We start from the raw sequence: 19,246 nt of genomic DNA, 5'->3' as shown, positions 1-19,246 counted from the left end.
CCTGCCTGAGGGAAACCTTAAGGCTTGCGGCGACCTGTGCGCTTCACAACGCAACGGCGACCGTTATGACAGACAATAATTTGGTTTGGTTTCATTGTGATGGCAATCACAACGTATTCATTTAGGAATAGTCCCGCGCTCGATGCGCACACCCACCTGGCTGGCCTGCGCCACCGCGCCCGGTTTGGCGACTTTAATGCGCACGCCAGGCGTGCTGAAACGGGTCATCAGCAGGTCCGCGATTTCTTCCGCTACCCGCTCCACCAGCGCGAAGCGCGTGCCGCTCAGGTGCGTGAGGATCGCCTCAGAAACGTCGGCATAGCTCAGACAGTCGTTTACATCGTCGCTGCGCGCCGCCAGCCGGTTGTCCCACGCCATTTCGACATCGAGCACCAGCTTCTGCTGAATGCCCTGTTCCCAGTCGTAAACGCCAATGGTGGTGTACACCGTGAGTTGTTCGATAAAAACGATATCCATGATGACACTCTCTGTTTTTGGCTAAGCCGGATACCACTTCCGGCATATAATGCGTATTATCCACGGTTCATGAAGACAAAACGACCCTAAAGGAAACGGTACGGTAATATGAGTGCTATCGCGCCTGGTATGATTTTTTTCGCCTATCTTTGCGGTTCGATTTCGAGCGCCATTCTGGTCTGCAAAATCGCCGGACTGCCCGATCCGCGTACTCAGGGTTCAGGCAATCCTGGCGCGACCAATGTGTTGCGCATCGGCGGCAAAGCCGCTGCGGCCTGCGTTTTGGTTTTCGATATTCTCAAAGGCATGGTGCCAGTCTGGCTGGCCTATCTGCTGCATCTCGCGCCGCTTTACCTTGGCCTTACCGCAATCGCAGCCTGTCTCGGCCATATCTATCCGGTCTTTTTTCGCTTTCGCGGCGGTAAAGGCGTCGCCACCGCGCTGGGCGCCATCGCGCCGATCGGCTGGGACTTAACCGGGCTGATGACCGGCACCTGGCTGCTGACGGTGCTGCTGAGCGGCTATTCATCGCTGGGCGCCATCGTCAGCGCGCTGATTGCGCCTTTCTACGTCTGGTGGTTTAAGCCGCAGTTCACCTTTCCGGTATCGATGCTGTCATGCCTGATTTTGCTGCGTCATCACGACAATATTCAGCGGCTGTGGCGCGGGCAGGAGAGTAAAATCTGGAAGCGCAAGAAAGCGCGCGACGAAGAGAAGAAATAAAGACTGTTCTGTTTTACGGTCGGGAGCCGACGCAGGTGAGACGGCCCGATCGCAAAGACGCAAAAAGCGGCATCCTGCCAGCTCGGCCCGCGACATCCCTGTCGCGGAACGCTTTGCTCCTCGGTCCGTCTCACCCGCTTGCGAAGTTTAGCTGCCGTCGGTAAGAAAAATAGCGCCGTTATCTTAATGGCTTTCAATAGCCGGCAGTTCCGCCAGCGGCCAGCGAGGGCGTACGCTGACGCCCAGCCCGCCGCGCGTGCCGCCCTTCAGACGCACCATGCCCGCATAGGCGATCATCGCGCCGTTGTCGGTGCAGAACTCAGGACGGGCATAGAAGACTTCTCCGCCGCGTGCCTGCATCATCTGCGCCATCCGCTCACGCAGCGTGCGGTTGGCGCTGACGCCGCCCGCGATCGCCAGCCGCTTAAAGCCGGTTTGCTCCAGCGCGCGCTTGCACTTGATCATCAGGGTATCGACCACCGCATCCTCGAAGGCGCGGGCGATATCGGCGCGCGTTTGCGCGTCGTCCGCATTCTCGCGAATGGTATTGGCGGCAAAGGTCTTCAGGCCGGAAAAGCTAAAGTCGAGTCCGGGGCGATCGGTCATCGGACGCGGGAAGGTAAAACGTCCCGCCACGCCCTGCTGCGCCATTTTCGACAGCATCGGGCCGCCGGGATAGTCGAGCCCTAACAGCTTGGCGGTTTTGTCGAAGGCTTCCCCTGCGGCGTCGTCGATAGACTCGCCCAGCAGCGCATATTCGCCGATGCCGGTGACGCTAATCAGCTGGGTATGGCCGCCCGATACCAGCAGCGCCACAAACGGGAACTGCGGCGGATTCTCTTCCAGCATCGGCGCCAGCAGATGCCCTTCCATATGGTGTACCGGCACCGCAGGCACCTTCCACGCGAAGGCGAGCGAGCGGCCGATAGTGGCCCCGACCAGCAGCGCGCCGACCAGCCCAGGCCCCGCCGTATAGGCGACGGCGTCGATCTGCTGCGGCTGCAGGTTCGCCTGTTTCAGCGCCGCCTGTATCAGCGGCACGGTTTTGCGCACATGATCGCGCGACGCCAGTTCCGGCACCACGCCACCATAATCGGCGTGCAGTTTCACCTGGCTGTAAAGCTGATTGGCGAGCAGGCCCGCTTCGTCATCATAGATTGCGATGCCGGTTTCATCGCAGGATGTTTCAATACCCAGAATTCGCATAGCGCTTACCCCTTACTTGCGGCGCGCAGTGTAGCATAGCCACGCCCGCGTTCGTCGACGCTTTCGCTGCAAAAAGTGATTTCGTGGCGCGCAAAGAGTGCGCTATACTCCGCACCCTTGAAATAAACCGGCAGCCGCATCGGCAAACGCTCCTGTTGGTTCTTAATTGTCCATGGTGCTTTACAAACCAACTCGCGTTGGAGTAAAATGCTGCACCATTTTGAAATGTGCTGGCGCCGCAGTCAGCAGCAAAAACCGAATTTTATCGAGGTGAGAGTTACATGCCGGTAATTAAAGTACGTGAAAACGAGCCATTCGACGTAGCACTGCGTCGCTTCAAGCGTTCCTGCGAGAAAGCAGGCGTTCTGGCTGAAGTTCGTCGTCGTGAGTTCTATGAAAAACCGACCACAGAACGTAAGCGCGCTAAAGCGTCTGCAGTTAAGCGTCACGCCAAGAAACTGGCTCGCGAAAACGCACGCCGCACTCGTCTGTACTAAGTTCTTCCGGAGGTTCGCCTCCACCGCGTGTTAAACGCAGACAGAGTCAAGTAAGAGGCCGTGCTTTCCGAAGGGAAGCGCGGCTTGTTGCCGTTTATGAGCTGAAAAACTGGGGCTTATGGCTGGAAGAATCCCGCGCGTTTTTATCAATGATCTGCTTGCCCGCACGGATATCGTGGATCTTATCGATGCCCGCGTTAAGCTGAAAAAGCAGGGCAAGAACTTCCACGCGTGTTGTCCCTTCCACAATGAGAAAACCCCCTCTTTCACCGTAAACGGCGAGAAGCAGTTTTATCACTGTTTCGGCTGCGGCGCGCACGGCAACGCCATCGACTTTTTGATGAATTACGATCGGCTGGAATTTGTCGAGAGCATCGAAGAGCTGGCAACGCAGCATGGTCTGGAAGTGCCCTACGAAGCGGGCAGCGGCCCGAGCCAGATGGAGCGTCATCAGCGCCAGAGCCTCTACCAGCTGATGGAGAGCCTTAACGGGTTTTATCAGCAGAGCCTGACGCAGTCTAATGCGCGCGCGGCGCGCGACTATCTCAGCAACCGCGGCTTAAGCGCCGAGGTGATTGAGCATTTCGCTATCGGCTTCGCGCCGCCGGGCTGGGATAACGTTTTAAAGCGCTTCGGCGGCAATAAAGAGGATCGCGAGTCCCTGATGGAAGCCGGCATGCTGGTCTCCAACGATAAGGGCCGCACCTATGACCGCTTTCGCGAGCGCGTCATGTTTCCGATCCGCGACAAGCGCGGACGCGTAATTGGTTTCGGCGGCCGCGTGCTGGGCAACGATACGCCCAAGTACCTGAACTCGCCGGAAACCCCGATTTTCCATAAGGGCCGTCAGCTTTACGGCCTGTATGAAGCGCAAAAGCATCATCCGCAGCCTGCACGCCTGCTAGTGGTGGAAGGCTATATGGACGTGGTGGCGCTGGCGCAGTTCGGCATTGATTATGCCGTGGCGTCGCTGGGCACCTCCACAACGGCGGAGCATATCCAGCTGCTGTTCCGCAGCACCGATACCGTGATCTGCTGTTACGACGGCGACCGCGCGGGTCGGGAAGCCGCCTGGCGCGCGCTGGAAACCGCATTGCCTTACATGAATGACGGACGTCAGCTACGCTTTATGTTTTTGCCGGACGGCGAAGATCCGGACACGCTGGTGCGTAAAGAGGGTAAAGAGGCGTTTGAAGCGCGTATGGAGCAGGCGATGCCGCTCTCCTCTTTCCTGTTCGACTCGCTGCTGCCGCAGGTCGATCTGAGCACGCGCGACGGTAAAGCGCGCCTGAGCACGCTGGCCCTGCCGCTGATTAGCCAGATCCCCGGCGAGACGCTGCGCATCTATATGCGTCAGGAACTGGGTAATAAACTCGGGATTCTTGACGATAACCAGTTAGAGAAGCTGATGCCCAAGCTGGCACCCAGCGGCGCCGCGCCGACAGCGCCGCCGCTAAAGCGCACCACGATGCGCGTGCTGGTGGCGCTGCTGGTGCAAAACCCGCATCTTGCAACCCTGGTGCCGACGCTTGAAGGGTTGTCGCAGGTAAAGATGGCGGGCCTGCAGCTGTTTACTGAATTAGTGAGTCGCTGCACTGAGAATCCTGGATTGACGACCGGACAGCTACTAGAGTTATATCGCGGCACAAATTTTAGCCAGACGCTTGAAACCTTAGCCACGTGGAACCACATGATAGTGGATGAGGAAGTTGAAGCGGTGTTTCACGACTCGCTGGCGAGCATTTACGACGCCGCGCTTGAACAACGTCTTGAAGAGCTGATCGCTCGCGATCGCACCCAGGGTTTAAGCGCGGAAGAGCGCCGTGAATTCTGGACATTAAGCCAGGCGCTGGCGAAAAAGTAGAATGTCACTGGGTCAGAATGTTGCGCGTAGCGAAAAGCGCATCTCTGGCCCATTCGTTTCTGGGGCAATGCGCCGCAAGCCGAGGCTAAGCGACGCGATAAGCCAGGCCGGAGACGTGACGAATTTGGCATTACGCCGCGCGCGCTGTTAGTACGACTGGGTAAAGAAGCCGGCCCAGTTCAGAGCGCGCTGGCAGGGCCCAGGCGAGAAAGTCAGATAGTCCAGAACAGACTCTTAGCGGGCAAGGCGAGAAAGCCTACCGTTCAGAGCGCAAGGTAGCAGGGCCGTCGGCGGTGAAGTCAGACAGGCCAGAACGCACAGTAACAGAGGCGTAGCCGTCGCAGCCAGTTTTCGTTCTGCCAGCGCGCAGCACCCGGAGCGTACTGAAGTACGTGAGGAGTGCGAGCACTGCCAGAACGGAAACTGGCAAGTAAGGTAGCCTCGAACAGAATACAAAGCGGCTTAAGTGCCGATATATAAGGGGCAAAAGCCCTGGCCGCGACGAAGGCAGCGGCAATAATACAACGCCTTCACTGTTATAGTTGGCTCGCTGCCGACCGACACCAATCTAATTAACAGAAGTGTGGATACCGTCTTATGGAGCAAAACCCGCAGTCACAGCTTAAGCTGCTTGTCACCCGTGGTAAGGAGCAAGGCTATCTGACCTATGCTGAGGTCAATGACCATCTGCCGGAAGATATCGTCGACTCCGATCAGATCGAAGACATCATCCAGATGATTAACGATATGGGCATTCAGGTGGTGGAAGAAGCCCCTGACGCCGACGATCTGATGCTGAATGAAAACAGCACCGATACTGACGAAGATGCCGCGGAAGCCGCCGCTCAGGTGTTATCCAGCGTAGAATCTGAAATTGGCCGCACCACCGACCCGGTGCGCATGTATATGCGCGAGATGGGTACCGTTGAGCTGCTGACGCGCGAAGGCGAAATCGACATCGCCAAGCGTATCGAAGACGGTATCAACCAGGTTCAGTGTTCCGTTGCGGAATACCCGGAAGCCATTACCTATCTGCTGGAGCAGTACGACAAAGTTGAAGCGGGCGAATCTCGCCTCTCCGACCTGATCACCGGCTTTGTGGATCCAAACGCTGAAGAAGATCTGGCGCCTACCGCCACCCACGTCGGCTCTGAGCTGTCTCAGGAAGACCGCGACGACGACGAAGATGAAGACGAAGAGAGCGAAGACGACAGCTCCGACGACGATAACTCTATCGATCCGGAACTGGCGCGCGAGAAGTTCGTCGAGCTGCGCACGCAGTATGAAACGACCCGCCTTGTTATCAAGAGCAAAGGTCGCAGCCATGCTGATGCAGTAACGGAGATTCAGAACCTTTCTGACGTCTTTAAGCAGTTCCGCCTGGTGCCGAAGCAATTCGACTACCTGGTGAACAACATGCGCGAAATGATGGAGCGCGTGCGTACGCAAGAGCGCATCATCATGAAGCTGTGCGTTGAACTGTGCAAAATGCCGAAGAAAAACTTCATCACGCTGTTTACCGGCAACGAAACCAGCGAGAGCTGGTTCAAAGCCGCGCTGGCCATGAATAAACCCTGGTCAGAGAAGCTGAAGGAAGTGGAAGAAGATGTGATGCGCTGCCTGCAGAAACTGCATCAGATCGAAGAAGAGACCGGCCTGACCATCGAGCAGGTCAAAGATATCAACCGTCGCATGTCTATCGGCGAAGCGAAAGCGCGTCGTGCGAAGAAAGAGATGGTGGAAGCGAACCTGCGTCTGGTGATTTCAATTGCGAAAAAATATACCAACCGCGGTCTGCAGTTCCTCGATCTGATTCAGGAAGGCAACATCGGCCTGATGAAAGCGGTTGATAAATTTGAATACCGTCGTGGTTACAAGTTCTCGACCTATGCAACCTGGTGGATCCGTCAGGCGATCACCCGCTCTATCGCCGACCAGGCGCGTACCATCCGTATTCCGGTGCATATGATTGAGACCATCAACAAGCTCAACCGTATCTCGCGCCAGATGCTGCAGGAGATGGGCCGCGAGCCGACGCCAGAAGAGCTGGCCGAGCGCATGCTGATGCCGGAAGACAAGATCCGCAAGGTGCTGAAAATCGCCAAAGAGCCTATCTCCATGGAGACGCCGATTGGCGACGACGAAGATTCGCATCTGGGCGACTTTATCGAAGACACCACGCTGGAGCTGCCGCTCGACTCTGCGACCTCCGAGAGCCTGCGTTCAGCTACCCATGACGTGCTGGCGGGCCTGACCGCGCGCGAAGCCAAAGTGCTGCGCATGCGTTTCGGCATCGATATGAACACCGACCATACGCTGGAAGAGGTGGGCAAACAGTTTGACGTTACGCGTGAGCGTATTCGTCAGATTGAGGCGAAAGCGCTGCGTAAGCTGCGCCACCCGAGCCGTTCGGAAGTGCTGCGTAGCTTCCTGGACGACTAATCCGCTCGCGTTAAAAAAACCCCGGCTCGCCGGGGTTTTTTATTGCCCTTTTTTCGCTGCCGGCTATTTCACGCCCTGCTGCAGCGCATCATAGAGCTGCCGGTATGCCGCGACGATCTCATCGAGCGAGGCGCGATTCAGCCCGCTGGGATTAGGCAGCACCCAGACCTGGGTTTTACCCATAAAAATGCCCTGCAAGCCCCACTCCACCTTGCGCTGATTAAAAGCGCGCTTGAAGGCGTCCTTGCCGAGGATCGCCAGCACGCGCGGCTGGTAGTTGAGCACCTTGTCGGTCAGGCGCGCGCCGCCGTCGCGCAGCTCTTCAGCGGCCAGCTGGTTCGCCTGCACGGTGGGACGCTCAACCAGCATGGTGATGCCGCAGCCGGTCTCCAGCAGCCGCTGCTCCTCTTCGGGCCGGAGCTGCTCGCGGGTAAAGCCAGCCAGCCAGAGCACCTTCCAGAAGCGGTTGCCGGGATGGGCGAAGTGATAGCCGGTGTGCGCCGTGGAGTGGCCAGGATTAATGCCGCAGAACAGCACTTCCAGACCGGGCGCGATGATATCGCTGATGTTGTGCTCGCTCATGCCGCCTGCTCCAGCCCGGTGCGGCGCTTCAGCGCCTGACGGCTGCGCGCCAGCAGGGTTGCAGAGAGCGTTTTATCCGGGCAGGCGCGCGCCAGCGCCAGCGCGCCGACCATTTCAGCCAGCAGGCTGCTGGCGAGCGCCTCGGCGTCGCGCTGCCCCAGCTCGGCAAGCAGCTCGCCTAACCGCCGCAGCATCGACGTCACGCCCTGGGTAAAGATCGCTTTCGCCTCTTCCGGCAGATGGCCAACCTCGCTGACCAGCGCGGGCATCGGGCAGCCCTCGGCGCGACAGTCGCGATGCGACTCTGACAGGTAGTAGTCGATCAGCGCGTTCAGCTGCGTGGCGGGATCGGCGCCCTGCCACAGCGGCGCCATACGCTGCGTCGAGTCGGTGAACATTTCGGCGATAACCGCCTGCACCAGCGCCTCGCGCGAGTCGAAGTGCGCATAGAAGCCGCCATGCGTCAGCCCGACGCGCTTCATCAGCGCCGCCACGCCAATGCTTTCCGTGCCGCATTCGCGCATCACCCGTGCCGCCTCATTCAGAATGCGCTGCCGCGTGCGCGCCTTATGGCTATGTTTATCCATCGCTCGTTTCCCGCTGATAGTTTCTGCTGTTCATAGTAATTATTACGACCATCATATTCCAGCTTGACGATGCATATGACGATCGTCATATTAACTACAAATATGACAACCATCATACAACAGGGGTTTATTATGTCAGCATCATCGCAAGGCTTTGCTTTAATCACTGGCGCATCCAGCGGTATCGGCGCCACCTACGCTCAGCGCCTCGCGGCGCGCGGCTACGATCTGATTCTGGTGGCGCGCGACCAGTCCCGGCTGGAGACGCTGGCGCAGACGCTGCAACAGCAGCATCAGATTGAGGCGCGTATCCTGCGCGCCGATCTGACCGATACAGCTGATTTGCAGCGCGTCGAGCAGGAGCTGCGATTCAACACGGCGATTACGCTGCTGGCGAATAACGCCGGTATGAGCGTGGACGGCGAGTTTATCGACGCCGATATCGATCGTATTCAGACCATGCTGGCGCTCAACATCATCGCCCCTACCCGCCTGGCGCATGCGGCGGCCAATGCGTTTCGCGCACGCGGACGCGGCGTGATTATCAATGTCGCCTCGGTGCTCTCGCTGACGCATGAGATGTTCAACGGCGCTTATAACGGCAGCAAATCTTTTGTGCTGACGCTGACCCGCTCAATGCAGCGCGAGCTGACGAACAGCGGCGTCCAGGTGCAGGCTGTGCTGCCAGGTGTGACGCGTACGGAGATCTTTGACCGCTCCGGCACGTCGATCGATGGGGTGCCAGCCAGCATGATTATGGAAGTGGAAGAGATGGTGGATGCCGCGCTGGCGGGACTGGAGGCGGGCGAAGCGGTGACTATCCCGGCGCTGGAGGAGATCGCGCTGTGGCAGGAGTATGACCGGGCGCGCGGCGCGATGCTGCCCTATCTTTCGCTGAGCCAGTCGGCGTCTCGCTATCGCGATTGAGAGATTGGTGCTTAACATTTTCAGTTGGGAATGTGGGCATGAGTCAGGTTAAAGGCGGATCGGAGCATGTTTGCCTGGCCGCCTTTTCTGTACGTAACAGGTAAAATCTGACCGCGTGTTCTGGAAATGTTTAGTTTAATCAAGTACTCAAGTGATGGACGTTTTTTCAGCATCCGGCGCGTGAGTGCTGGATCGCTCTAAACAGATACATTATAATCCCCGCTCCGCTGGCCCCTTAGCTCAGTGGTTAGAGCAGGCGACTCATAATCGCTTGGTCGCTGGTTCAAACCCAGCAGGGGCCACCAAATTTAAGCTGTTTTATCAGCAGATTAGAGCCACCTTTCAGGGTGGCTTTTTTGTTGGTCACGTTGCCATTGGCAGCAAAATAGCAACAGATTTTTTCTTACCTTTCCCGGTAGGTACTTTCCTGCAGCGTCTTCACCATCGGATCGGACTCCAGCGCCAGCACGCGGCGCACCGCCGCCTGCTCCTCCGTTGGGTAGAGCGCGATCAGCGCCTCTTTGCGCTCGGCCAGCAGGGTTTCAAAGTCCGGCACCTCAATCACTTCAGGCGCGGGCAGCTGGGAAAGGTCAATTACTGCCACTGTTCACCCCCGTTAAAACAGACATGGCAACCGACGAGCCGTCATCCCGCTGGCCGGTCAGTTCAACCACCATTGAGCCGTCAAAGGCGCTGGTAATGTTTACGGTGTTCAGCCTGATGCGCGGCTCCCAGCGGCTGAGCGCGGTATACACCGCAGCCATCACCTGCAGGCGGATCACGTCGTTTTGTGGCTGGTCAATCAGCACCGACAGCAGCGAGCCGTATTCCCGGCGCTGCAGCCGGCTGCCTTCCGGCGTCATAAGAATGTCGCGCACGCTCTGCCGGATATGGTCGATGTCGGTGATCGCCTCGCCTGTGTCGCGGTTCATGCCGAGATACATCATTGCGGACCTCCTGACATATCGCTGCCGGACGTCACGCCGCCGTGCTGATGGGTATGCACCACGACGCCGTTTGAACTCATGCCGCCACCACCCTGCGTCACCGCACCTTTCATCACGGTTTCGCTGTTGATCCGGGTCTGGCCAGCGTCCACGCCAAACTGCTCAGTGATGAGCTGAATCCCGTCGGCCGCCTCTATGCGCACGCTTTTGATGTTCTTTATCAGCAGATGGCCGGTTTCCGGCTCGTACTGAAACCAGCCGCCGTCCTGAAACACGGTTGTCGCGCCGTTTTCTGAATAGTCCGGCGGCGGGAAGGCGTCGGAATAGACGGCGGGCAGCGCAAACGCGGTTTCGAGGTTGCCGCCCAGGCTCAGCAGCACAACCTGCTCGCCAACGGTGGGTCTCCACCATGTGCGGGTGCTGCCGGCGCGCGTGGTGAGCCAGTTAATCCAGTTGGTTTCGATGCCGCCCGTTTTCACCCGGCACAGCCAGTTGACCGGGTCCACCTCGGACACGGTGCCGGTGCGGATCAGGTTGGTGATAAGGCGCATGATTTCGGTAAGTTTTTCGTTCATTTATTAAAGATCTCGTTTTAACTTCCGAAAATAAACTTTAGGCCTTTGTGTAAAGACTGACACAATGCAATTAACTAAAAGCAGGGAAAATATATGGATCTTAGATTTGAAAGCTTCATACAAGCAGTGGAAACCCTCTCAATTGATGATTTGAAGGTTTTTCTTGATAATGAAATAAATTCAGCCCGAATTGAAAGCTTGAAAACAACCGTCAGCATCCCCAGGGCATTTTATCTAGAAGGGGCACCCGAGAAAGTTTTCTTTGATAAGTTAGTATTCTTTAAAGATATTACCAAGAACTTGGATCTAAGCATTGCGGATTGCAAGTTAAGATTGAATATGAATTATGAAGAAATAAGAAAAGTAACTAAAATACTCGAAGAAAATGATACTCAAGCAATGTCGTTATTTGCCTGCTTTTTAGAATCCATAAAGGATATTCTTAAGGTTTTAAGTAAGGGGCCGACATTTAGCAATCTAAATGGAGAACCTTTAAAACAACTTGAGCTTGCTCTAGACAATAAAGTAGAAGTTTCTTATCAATATGTAGAAGAGGTAATATATTCATTGAATTACGAGCCGCGCGACAGCAGCAGGCTTTACAATTCAGTGTTTGTAATTGATGGGGAGTTTGAGAATTATTTAAGACTTAAAGAAAAGATCCATAATATCTATCGGGAAATCTCATCTGAAGGCCTGCTGAAAATCCGAGAAAGACAAAAAGAACTGATAGAAGAAAGAGATAAGCTTTATCGTAAGCCAATAAAAATAAGAGAGCAAATGGTAGAGTGGAGAAAAGCAGCAATGAAATGTTTTGATGTTTCATATAGTGACTCAAAGCTTACCATTAACCCACTCATGATAACCTATGAATAAGTTCGTTTAAAATAAATGTGAGATAGTTGAGGTTTGCCCATTGACAATGACGTGTGGCAAGCCTTTTTTATAGGGTCTATCCAATTATTTTCTGCAAAATAATTTCTTTCACTAAATTAAATACATCATCATCATTAATACCAAGGAGCTTTCGAGCCTCATACTTGACCATAGCACCGCGCCGGTTTATCCGGTCGCGCAGTCCATAGTGATGAACACGGGCCAGTCGCTGAACAGCGGGTGTAAACGCAACCTCCGCCTGCTCAGCGTCTGCCTGCGCCTTCAGGTACTTTGTGGTTTTGAGCTTAGCAAACATCTTGCGCCGTATCCGGCCCGGCTTCGTGCGGGCCTTGGCGCGGCGGGGTTCCCATGCGGTGCCGTCCGGGGCGCGCTGCGCCGTGATGTTCGCCTGCTGGATGCGGCGCACGTCGCGCGCGACCTCGCGCAGCATCCTTTTTCTGGCCGACGGTTCAAGCTGCGCCAGCAGCGCATCCAGCCAGGCGTCAACCTCATGCAGTTCAGCCATGGCGCGCCGTCCAGAACTCCTCCGGCACGGCCGGCTCCGGCACGGCCTCAATGGTCATTTTCCCGTCCACCTCCCGCGCCAGCACCCGCTCGGTCAGTTTCAGGTCCATGCTGATGTCGCAACGGTCATTGCCGAGGATGTCGGCCTCAAAGGTAAAGAGCTTTTCCCGCTCGCCGGGGTTCTGCAGGGCGTCCGGCTGATTCTCCCGCAGCCAGAACATTACCGGGGCCATCAGCAGGTTTTGGTCGCCGGTAAAGTCGGTAATCACCACGTTCAGGGTGTAGCGGTATTCCCATGAGATCGACGCGGCGGACGTGGCAACCAGCACACCGTTATCCACGAACAAGTGCAGCCGGTCGGGATTGTCTGCCACGTAGGGCACGGCTTTATTCAGGGCGCTTCGCAAGGACTGCGGCTTGTTCATCGTCTTTTTCCTGGCAGCTGATAATGGTATCGACCTTGTCCGCGCACGCCGCCCAGGCGGCCTCGGTTTCATCCAGCAGGGCATTCAGATCGCCGTTACTTCGCGGCGCGGCCGGGTCCAGCTGGCAGCGGGTGATTTTGGGACAGCCACTCACGGTAAGATTCACCTCCGGCGAGGGCCGGTCGCTGGCGCAGCCGGACAACAGGATCAGGCAGAGGGGAATCAGCCCAGCGGCGCAGGTCTTCATTTTCACGGTTGAGCTCCTCAATGGTGCGTTGCCGGTCGCGCAGCAGCCTGCCGTTTTGCTCGGCAGCGGTATAAAGCTGCGTCTGCGCCTGGCTGTTCGTCTGCGTCAATATGTTCAGGGCGATCAGATGGCCGTTCTTTTGTGACAGCTTTTTGCCTTGGTCCGCAAACCGCGACAGCGCCGGGTGCGTGGTTATCGCGCCGCCTGCCGTGGCGGGCGGCAAGTTCCGCATCCTCGAGCGCCACCAGTGGCGCGGTATGGACTTCCGCGCGCAGGCTGAGTCCATCAGAAAGCTGACGCAGCAGTACAATGTGACTTATATCGGAATCGACTCCACCGGCGTAGGCCTCGGCGTATACGAGAACGTGAAGATGTTTTTCCCGGCGGTTAAGGAATTTGTCTATAACCCGAACGTTAAAAACGCCCTGGTGCTGAAGGCGTTCGACATCATCAGCGGCGGGCGTCTGGAATTCGACGCCGGACACCTCGACATCGCACAGTCATTCATGGCAATCCGCCGCGCCACCACGGCCAGCGGCAACCGCCCTACTTACGAAGCCAGCCGTAGTGAGGAAGCAAGCCACGCGGATTTAGCCTGGGCAACCATGCACGCGCTGGCAAACGAACCCCTACAGGGCGAATCCGCCAACAGCAGCAATATTGTGGAGATTTTTTAATGAGCAAACGCAGGAATCGCACGCGCACGCAGCCCGTGCAGCAGAGCAACATGGCCGGCGGCACCACGGCGGAGGCGTTCACCTTCGGCGACCCGGTGCCGGTGCTGGACCGCCGCGAGCTGCTGGATTACGTGGAATGTGTGGTTACCGATCGCTGGTATGAAGCGCCGGTGAGCTTTGACGGGCTGGCGCGCACGTTTCGCGCCGCCGTGCATCACAGCTCGCCGATCAACGTGAAGCGCAACATCCTGACCAGCACCTTTATTCCCCATCCGCTGCTGAGTCAGCACGCGTTCAGCCGTTTTATGCAGGACTATCTGGTGTTCGGCAACGCCTATCTGGAAAAACGCACCAACCGCCTCGGCGGCGTGCTGTCGCTTGAGCCGGCGCTGGCAAAATTCACCCGTCGCGGTACTGATTTGGATACCTACTGGTTTGCGCAGTATGGTCTGAACACCCAGCCCTATCAGTTTGCAGCAGGCAGCGTCTTCCACCTGATGGAGCCTGATCTCAATCAGGAGATTTACGGCCTGCCGGAATACCTGTCCGCCATTCCGTCCACGCTGCTGAACGAGTCGGCCACGCTGTTTCGCCGCAAGTATTACCTCAACGGGAGTCACGCCGGTTTTATTATGTACATGACCGACGCGGCGCAGAATCAGGAAGACGTGGACAATATCCGCAAGGCGATGAAAAGCGCGAAAGGACCGGGCAACTTCCGCAACCTGTTCATGTACTCACCAAACGGCAAGAAGGATGGGATCCAGATCATCCCGCTGTCAGAGGTGGCGGCTAAGGATGAGTTTCTTAACATCAAGAACGTCAGCCGTGACGACATGATGGCCGCACACCGCGTGCCACCGCAGATGATGGGGATTATGCCGAATAATGTTGGGGGATTTGGGGATGTTGAGAAGGCCAGCCGGGTATTTGTATGTAATGAATTACTTCCCATCCAGAAACGCTTGGAAGAAATAAACAAATGGTTGGAGGAGGAAGTAATAAAATTCAGGCCCTATAACCTTAATAACACATAATTAACGGAATAATGGAATTTTTCCTCATCACTTACTAAAGTATGGATACTAGGAATTCAGGTTGGAATAAAAGTTAGAACATTTAGGCTTGTACAATCAGAGGCCTGCTGAGCAGGCCTATGTTTAACATTGCTTACATAAATCTTGGAACCCCCCTCCATAATAGTAAAGAGCAGAATTGTCATTTAGCTCCTTGAAAACCTCACATGCCCTTTTATGTGTTTCAATAACGCTTTGTTTCCCCCGACCGATTATCACCGTCTCTTTCTCACTACTATTTCCATCTAAGAAAGTGTTGAGCAGGAAATTTATTATAAAATCTTCCTTTGGAAAAGAATATCCTATAAATAAAAGCAAATCGGCGTTCCTTAACTGCCCGGAAGACTTCATAAACGCCGTTTTAAAATATTTATCACCATAATCCTGCTCATTAGATGGAAGGATTATATTAGGAATCACGTCATTTTTCCTAAGAGAGTCATAATCAATTTTAAAAAAATCATTATTAGCAACTACTTCAAAACCACCATTTAACTTATAGAGGCCAATACCTTTTGGTTGAGGGCACAATAGTGTATTTTCGTTATGAACAGGAAAGCCTCTCGATACAGATCTATTAGGAAAAGCATGATTCAAAACCTTATCAATGACAATATCATAATTAGTTGTTATTACATCAAAAGCTGCTGCATCATCAAATTGTTTAAAAAATGATATAATATTGCTTTTGTTGACACCAAATTTTGATTTTTGATGAAGCTTTAAGTCATTTGCAGGGATTTTCTTGGCAAACTTGTTTTTGATATAAACCTTAACCTGAGATTCAAACAATTCAAGCGTATGCTTGTCTAAATGAGAGGGTAATAGGCTCGGATATCTTTTATAAACATCAAGAGCATATTTAAAACTTTTAAAAACCTGCGCTTTTTCCTCCGCAGATGAGTTTAACTCTGCCCATTTAAAGTTCAGCCCCTCAAAAAGTGAAAAGAAACCATACTCATCTGCATTTTCTAAGGATTCATCTTCAGTGATTGAAAAAAGATCATCACTCAAGGGATATTTATCATCCCAAGCTTTAGAAAAGCCTGCACCGAGAAAAACACAAATTTTCCTTCCAGTTATTTTAGGTTTGAGCTGACCAAAGGAAGAAATTTCCAGATTACTGCTAAATGTAGCATCACCATCATAAGCAAAAGTAGTCATTGTTTTTCTCTAAATTATTTTTCGATATTCAGAAAAGACGGGACAGAACCAAATTCACCACGAAGATATTTCGCTGAAACTTTCGCATCTTTCCTTACTGAAAATGTTGATGCATTAGTAATTATGGATGACTTAGTTTCATCTTTAACTATAATATTCAATTCATCTCTTCTAAAGCAGTCATCAAGCAATGGGATGTTGTGGGTGGACATAACAAATTGAACACCTCTTTGTTTACTTGTTCTTTCCAAAATCTTTTTGATTAATGAACTGGCTAGTGAATAATGAATGGATGAATCAAGTTCATCAACATATAGAGTAAAGCTGTATTCATTAACCCAAATTAAAACAGCTAGAAAAGTCAGGACATTTATTGTGCCCTGAGAAAAAAAGTCATCCCTGCGGTCAGGTCCTATACGTGTGAAATCACCATCCACATTTTTAATAAAGTAAACAAATCTGTATTCGTTCTCCTCTCCGTACCTCATAAACTCAACTTTATCAATATGAAGCGGAGACTTAACAACTAATTCGTTATACGTCTTTAAAATATTCAAACCGGCACTGTTTAATTTTTTATCTTCACTATCGCCTTCCATTTGCTGTCTAAGTCTACCTTCAACAAACTTCAAACTTGGATTTTTATGATTTTCAGAATAATAAGGCAGTTGCTTTAAAGCCCAACGCCTAGTTTCAATCAGGGCATCAACTTCTAAAGACTTAGCGAATGTAATTACAGCACCACTTTCTCGTAAAACTGGACTTATCAGAGCTTCATGCTTTTTATATTCCACCTTTTTAAATGAAACACCTTCCTTATCCCGTGTAAATATACAAACCTCTCTAGCTCCTTTTTTGATAGGCCGCATATATAAATACTCTCTCTCAATATTTTCATCACGAACGGATACGCCATATCGGATAAAATTTTCTTGAAGGTCGTCAACAAATATAGCTTCGAACGAAGTAGGCTTATCTCTACAGTCTTTACTCAGAAGGAAAGGTTTGTGTAAGGTGTGTAATTCATCATTATGGATACCGCTAGCAAACTCATTGATTGCTTTGATAAGCTGCGTTTTACCAACACCGTTACCGCCTATTAATGCCGCAAATCTGTTTACCCTTAAACCGTTAGCAAGAGTAACGAAGTGATCTGGATGCTCATCTCCGGGCGATGAAACAAAACTAAGTTCTTGCCTGTCGCGAAAACTTTTGTAATTTTCTAATGTGAATGCTACAAGCATGTGAAAACCTCTTTTTTGTGAAAAAAATGCATTTTTTGCAGTCTCAAGAAGGCTAATCTAGGCTTGGCTTAAAAGCAACTAGCTATCCCATGAAAGAGAAGATAAAACTCAAAGTGAATGCGCGCGCTCGTACCCCCGCCACGCCTGCCCGCTTTGCGTAATGGTTTTCATGCAGTGCATGAGATAAGCAAAAGCCCGCCAGAACAGGCGGGCGGAGAGAAATGCGATCCTTCTTAGATCATGCGAATTCATGCAGCATAGACATGCACACCCGCTGCGGCCATCTGGACCACGCATTACTACTCTGACTGATGCATAGAGCGACTGTATTCGTAGTTGCGCAACCGCGCCATTAGCTCATCTGTCAACTCGGCTACCCACTCAATAGCTATATTCTTCTCGGACTCAGAACAGTCACTCGCAGCAACAAGTTTAAGAAACAAATCAATACGCTGGAGCTTAACCGACTCTAAAAGAAAATCCTGCACGCTTCCTCCTTTTCACCCAAAAGCTGTATATGCATACAGTATATAAAAGTAGTCTCAATGTGAAACTCTTTTTTATCTTTCAATAGGATTACTCTAGATCAACACCGGTCCAATGCAGCTTTCTGAAGTCTTCCATTTTGGTAAAAAAGCCGTCGTCTGGCCCCGGCATTTAAGCTACAGCCTCTTTTTAGTAGGCCTATTTCCTCGTCATCCCCCTCAAAACCACGAGCTTTTAATTCCAGCTCTAACCGTCGGCGCTCTGGCCCCGTACAGTTATTGACAGAACTCCGAGAGGACGCGGACGCGTCCTTAAATTCAAAACCCAAATCAACGGCACGTTTTGGCACAATCTTCCACTGCGCCAGACGGGTGAGGATCGGCGTATCTTCGCCCGCTTTCGTTGCGTAAACACCCTTGATGCGCACGGTTTCCTCGCCGTACTCGTTCACGTCTTCGCTGCCCTGATACCAGGTGCGTACGGCCAGCTCGTCGCGGCGCACGAACGGGCCGCCCTGTGCATTAACGTATCCTGCCCAGTCTCCCGCGTCGGCGGCGTCATGCGCGGCCGCAAACTCAACGCTGAGGCCGTGCGCGGTTTCGCTGTCTGCCATGCGGCGAAGCTCGCGGTAAACCGTCACCGGCGCGCCGCCCACAAACTGGAATTGCCGGATGTGCCAGCGTGCCGCCCAGGCGGAAACGGCCGATGCGGTTTCCTTCAGGTCTTGCCGCTTTCGTCGTCCGTCTCGCCGTCCAGCGCGTAGCCGTCAATATTTTTGGAAATGTACTTAGCGACGTAGCCCGTCGCGCTGCCCTTCTCCGGGTCGATAACCTCGGCGTGAAAGCGTGCCGGGGCGGTCAGCGTGTAGAACTCGCCAATAAAGCCCATTTCATTGCGGATGTTTTCGAAGCCGCGAATGCGGGTCATCAGCTCGCAGCGGCGGATCGCCGGGTTGGCCACGCTGCCGCCGTACTTCTCGATCAGGCTGATGCGGTTGCCTTCCTCGTCTTCCAACTCCATGCCTTTGAGAAACTCACGGGTGCGGCGCTTCTGTTCGCGCCACTCTTCTTGCCATTACTCTTCCCAACGGCGTAAAGCTTGAAGCGACTCAGGATATGGCGCTGTATGAAATCCCGTGCCTGACCGATTATCTGATGTCTTTCGCGACTCTCAAGGCTACAATCCTGCAATCAGTCATTCATGCCTGTTGTGTGGCCGCCAGGCATGCGTCAGGTGTTTGAGTGCGCCCTAAACGAGATTTCCGCCACCGGCATCGTAGTGATGACGTTAATTTAAAGGAGCCGCGCTTCGCCTCGGCGAACCGAACCAATACATGCGATTCAGACTTAACATTCTTATTCCCCTTCTCCTCCTCTGCCTGGCCGCTGCCTGGTACTGGCTGACGCCCCACTACAGCAAAGAGGATGAGGCCTGGTACACCTCGGTGTTCTGCGCGATTCACCATGACGACAGCCGCCGCTTTGTGGCAGATATGCGCACGGTTATCGAAGGCGGCAACTCCGACTACGCGCTGCAGAAAATCCACTTCCAGCCGCGCCTGGGCCAGCATGTGACAGAGGCCTGGCAGACGCTGAGCGCCGATCAAAAGGCACAGGCCAGCGCCAACGCCGACCAGTGCCGCGCCCTGCTCTCCGCCGCGCTAAATTAAGCCGACGCCAGGCTGCACCACGCCGTTACA

General features: G+C 53.7%; 21 protein-coding genes, 1 tRNA gene and 3 pseudogenes. 10 read left to right on the top strand and 15 right to left on the bottom strand.

Annotated elements, in window-relative coordinates:
* Positions 1 to 117: 117 nt before the first annotated feature.
* Entirely contained in the window at positions 118 to 477 is a 360-nt protein-coding gene (gene folB, locus ACR6A7_RS12615) for a bifunctional dihydroneopterin aldolase/7,8-dihydroneopterin epimerase (protein ID WP_434125173.1), read from the bottom strand.
* 108 nt (positions 478 to 585) lie between these two features.
* Here folB and plsY point away from each other — a divergent pair, with 108 nt between their 5' ends.
* Positions 586 to 1,200, top strand: coding sequence for a glycerol-3-phosphate 1-O-acyltransferase PlsY (plsY, locus tag ACR6A7_RS12610; protein ID WP_434125171.1), 615 nt, complete (start codon positions 586 to 588; stop codon positions 1,198 to 1,200).
* 183 nt (positions 1,201 to 1,383) lie between these two features.
* Here plsY and tsaD read toward each other — a convergent pair whose 3' ends face one another.
* Positions 1,384 to 2,406, bottom strand: coding sequence for a tRNA (adenosine(37)-N6)-threonylcarbamoyltransferase complex transferase subunit TsaD (tsaD, locus tag ACR6A7_RS12605; RefSeq protein WP_434125169.1), 1,023 nt, complete (start codon positions 2,404 to 2,406; stop codon positions 1,384 to 1,386).
* Between the two features lie 281 nt (positions 2,407 to 2,687).
* Here tsaD and rpsU point away from each other — a divergent pair, with 281 nt between their 5' ends.
* The 3 genes from rpsU to rpoD all read left to right on the top strand — a co-directional run bounded on the left by rpsU (position 2,688) and on the right by rpoD (position 7,209).
* The gene (gene rpsU / locus ACR6A7_RS12600) at positions 2,688 to 2,903 is read left to right on the top strand and encodes a 30S ribosomal protein S21 (RefSeq protein WP_001144069.1); all 216 of its coding nucleotides are present in this window, start codon (positions 2,688 to 2,690) and stop codon (positions 2,901 to 2,903) included.
* A gap of 118 nt (positions 2,904 to 3,021) precedes the next feature.
* Complete coding sequence (gene dnaG / locus ACR6A7_RS12595) at positions 3,022 to 4,767, top strand: DNA primase (protein WP_434125167.1); 1,746 nt, start codon at positions 3,022 to 3,024, stop codon at positions 4,765 to 4,767.
* Between the two features lie 597 nt (positions 4,768 to 5,364).
* Positions 5,365 to 7,209 (top strand): RNA polymerase sigma factor RpoD, encoded by a 1,845-nt coding sequence (gene rpoD / locus ACR6A7_RS12590; RefSeq protein ID WP_434125165.1) that lies wholly within the window; start codon positions 5,365 to 5,367, stop codon positions 7,207 to 7,209.
* Positions 7,210 to 7,272: 63 nt separating this feature from the next.
* On the opposite strand, the gene mug is transcribed toward rpoD, so the two are convergent.
* The gene (gene mug, locus ACR6A7_RS12585) at positions 7,273 to 7,791 is read right to left on the bottom strand and encodes a G/U mismatch-specific DNA glycosylase (RefSeq protein ID WP_434125163.1); all 519 of its coding nucleotides are present in this window, start codon (positions 7,789 to 7,791) and stop codon (positions 7,273 to 7,275) included.
* Positions 7,788 to 8,378, bottom strand: coding sequence for a TetR/AcrR family transcriptional regulator (locus ACR6A7_RS12580; RefSeq protein ID WP_434125161.1), 591 nt, complete (start codon positions 8,376 to 8,378; stop codon positions 7,788 to 7,790). Before ACR6A7_RS12580 ends, mug begins: the two co-directional genes overlap by 4 nt.
* A 132-nt stretch (positions 8,379 to 8,510) precedes the next feature.
* Here ACR6A7_RS12580 and ACR6A7_RS12575 point away from each other — a divergent pair, with 132 nt between their 5' ends.
* Together ACR6A7_RS12575 and ACR6A7_RS12570 are read left to right on the top strand one after the other, a co-directional pair.
* Positions 8,511 to 9,305 carry an SDR family NAD(P)-dependent oxidoreductase gene (locus ACR6A7_RS12575; RefSeq protein WP_434125159.1) on the top strand — a complete coding sequence of 265 codons (795 nt, stop codon included), beginning with the start codon at positions 8,511 to 8,513 and terminating at the stop codon, positions 9,303 to 9,305.
* Between the two features lie 229 nt (positions 9,306 to 9,534).
* A tRNA-Ile gene (locus ACR6A7_RS12570) sits at positions 9,535 to 9,610 on the top strand.
* 104 nt (positions 9,611 to 9,714) lie between these two features.
* Here the strand turns inward: ACR6A7_RS12570 and ACR6A7_RS12565 are convergent.
* The 3 genes and pseudogenes from ACR6A7_RS12565 to ACR6A7_RS12555 form a co-directional block, all read right to left on the bottom strand.
* Positions 9,715 to 9,909: pseudogene (locus ACR6A7_RS12565) on the bottom strand (baseplate assembly protein); the annotation flags it as partial.
* Positions 9,896 to 10,252 carry a GPW/gp25 family protein gene (locus ACR6A7_RS12560; protein WP_434125158.1) on the bottom strand — a complete coding sequence of 119 codons (357 nt, stop codon included), beginning with the start codon at positions 10,250 to 10,252 and terminating at the stop codon, positions 9,896 to 9,898. The pseudogene ACR6A7_RS12565 and the gene ACR6A7_RS12560, both read right to left, overlap by 14 nt.
* Entirely contained in the window at positions 10,249 to 10,827 is a 579-nt protein-coding gene (locus tag ACR6A7_RS12555) for a phage baseplate assembly protein V (RefSeq protein ID WP_434125157.1), read from the bottom strand. Before ACR6A7_RS12555 ends, ACR6A7_RS12560 begins: the two co-directional genes overlap by 4 nt.
* Before the next feature lie 93 nt (positions 10,828 to 10,920).
* Between ACR6A7_RS12555 and ACR6A7_RS12550 the strand changes: the two genes are divergently transcribed.
* On the top strand, positions 10,921 to 11,703 hold the full coding sequence (locus tag ACR6A7_RS12550; protein ID WP_434125156.1) for a hypothetical protein: 783 nt from the start codon (positions 10,921 to 10,923) through the stop codon (positions 11,701 to 11,703).
* A 76-nt stretch (positions 11,704 to 11,779) separates the two neighbouring features.
* Here ACR6A7_RS12550 and ACR6A7_RS12545 read toward each other — a convergent pair whose 3' ends face one another.
* From ACR6A7_RS12545 to lysB, 4 genes are read right to left on the bottom strand one after another with little or no spacing between them, the layout of a single operon-like run.
* Positions 11,780 to 12,229, bottom strand: coding sequence for a phage virion morphogenesis protein (locus ACR6A7_RS12545; protein WP_434125155.1), 450 nt, complete (start codon positions 12,227 to 12,229; stop codon positions 11,780 to 11,782).
* Complete coding sequence (locus ACR6A7_RS12540) at positions 12,222 to 12,653, bottom strand: phage tail protein (RefSeq protein WP_434125154.1); 432 nt, start codon at positions 12,651 to 12,653, stop codon at positions 12,222 to 12,224. The genes ACR6A7_RS12545 and ACR6A7_RS12540 overlap by 8 nt, the downstream gene beginning before the upstream one ends.
* Positions 12,616 to 12,855 carry an Rz1-like lysis system protein LysC gene (gene lysC, locus ACR6A7_RS12535; RefSeq protein ID WP_233215846.1) on the bottom strand — a complete coding sequence of 80 codons (240 nt, stop codon included), beginning with the start codon at positions 12,853 to 12,855 and terminating at the stop codon, positions 12,616 to 12,618. The genes ACR6A7_RS12540 and lysC overlap by 38 nt, the downstream gene beginning before the upstream one ends.
* Positions 12,749 to 13,186 (bottom strand): Rz-like lysis system protein LysB, encoded by a 438-nt coding sequence (lysB, locus tag ACR6A7_RS12530; RefSeq protein WP_434125301.1) that lies wholly within the window; start codon positions 13,184 to 13,186, stop codon positions 12,749 to 12,751. The genes lysC and lysB overlap by 107 nt, the downstream gene beginning before the upstream one ends.
* Between lysB and ACR6A7_RS12525 the strand changes: the two are divergent.
* A pseudogene (locus ACR6A7_RS12525) lies at positions 13,068 to 13,577 on the top strand (phage terminase large subunit family protein); the annotation flags it as partial. The gene lysB and the pseudogene ACR6A7_RS12525 overlap by 119 nt on opposite strands.
* A complete protein-coding gene (locus tag ACR6A7_RS12520) occupies positions 13,577 to 14,614 on the top strand; it encodes a phage portal protein (RefSeq protein WP_434125153.1) in 1,038 nt (345 codons plus the stop codon). The pseudogene ACR6A7_RS12525 and the gene ACR6A7_RS12520, both read left to right, overlap by 1 nt.
* Before the next feature lie 123 nt (positions 14,615 to 14,737).
* Here the strand turns inward: ACR6A7_RS12520 and ACR6A7_RS12515 are convergent, their stop codons facing one another.
* The 4 genes and pseudogenes from ACR6A7_RS12515 to ACR6A7_RS12500 all read right to left on the bottom strand — a co-directional run.
* Positions 14,738 to 15,817, bottom strand: a complete 1,080-nt coding sequence (locus ACR6A7_RS12515) for an SIR2 family protein (RefSeq protein ID WP_434125152.1) — start codon at positions 15,815 to 15,817, stop codon at positions 14,738 to 14,740.
* Positions 15,818 to 15,831: 14 nt separating this feature from the next.
* On the bottom strand, positions 15,832 to 17,061 hold the full coding sequence (locus ACR6A7_RS12510; RefSeq protein ID WP_434125151.1) for an AAA family ATPase: 1,230 nt from the start codon (positions 17,059 to 17,061) through the stop codon (positions 15,832 to 15,834).
* Between the two features lie 299 nt (positions 17,062 to 17,360).
* Positions 17,361 to 17,549 (bottom strand): hypothetical protein, encoded by a 189-nt coding sequence (locus ACR6A7_RS12505; RefSeq protein WP_434125150.1) that lies wholly within the window; start codon positions 17,547 to 17,549, stop codon positions 17,361 to 17,363.
* A 98-nt stretch (positions 17,550 to 17,647) separates the two neighbouring features.
* A pseudogene (locus ACR6A7_RS12500) lies at positions 17,648 to 18,612 on the bottom strand (replication endonuclease); the annotation flags it as partial.
* Positions 18,613 to 18,880: 268 nt separating this feature from the next.
* Here ACR6A7_RS12500 and ACR6A7_RS12495 point away from each other — a divergent pair.
* The gene (locus tag ACR6A7_RS12495; RefSeq protein ID WP_434125149.1) at positions 18,881 to 19,216 is read left to right on the top strand and encodes a hypothetical protein; all 336 of its coding nucleotides are present in this window, start codon (positions 18,881 to 18,883) and stop codon (positions 19,214 to 19,216) included.
* The last annotated feature ends 30 nt before the right edge of the window (positions 19,217 to 19,246 follow it).

Source organism: Pantoea phyllosphaerae (assembly GCF_051025595.1).
In the GTDB taxonomy this organism is placed as follows: domain Bacteria; phylum Pseudomonadota; class Gammaproteobacteria; order Enterobacterales; family Enterobacteriaceae; genus Pantoea.
Note: the sequence above shows the minus strand (reverse complement) of the source record. Positions and strands in the feature narration are given on the sequence as shown.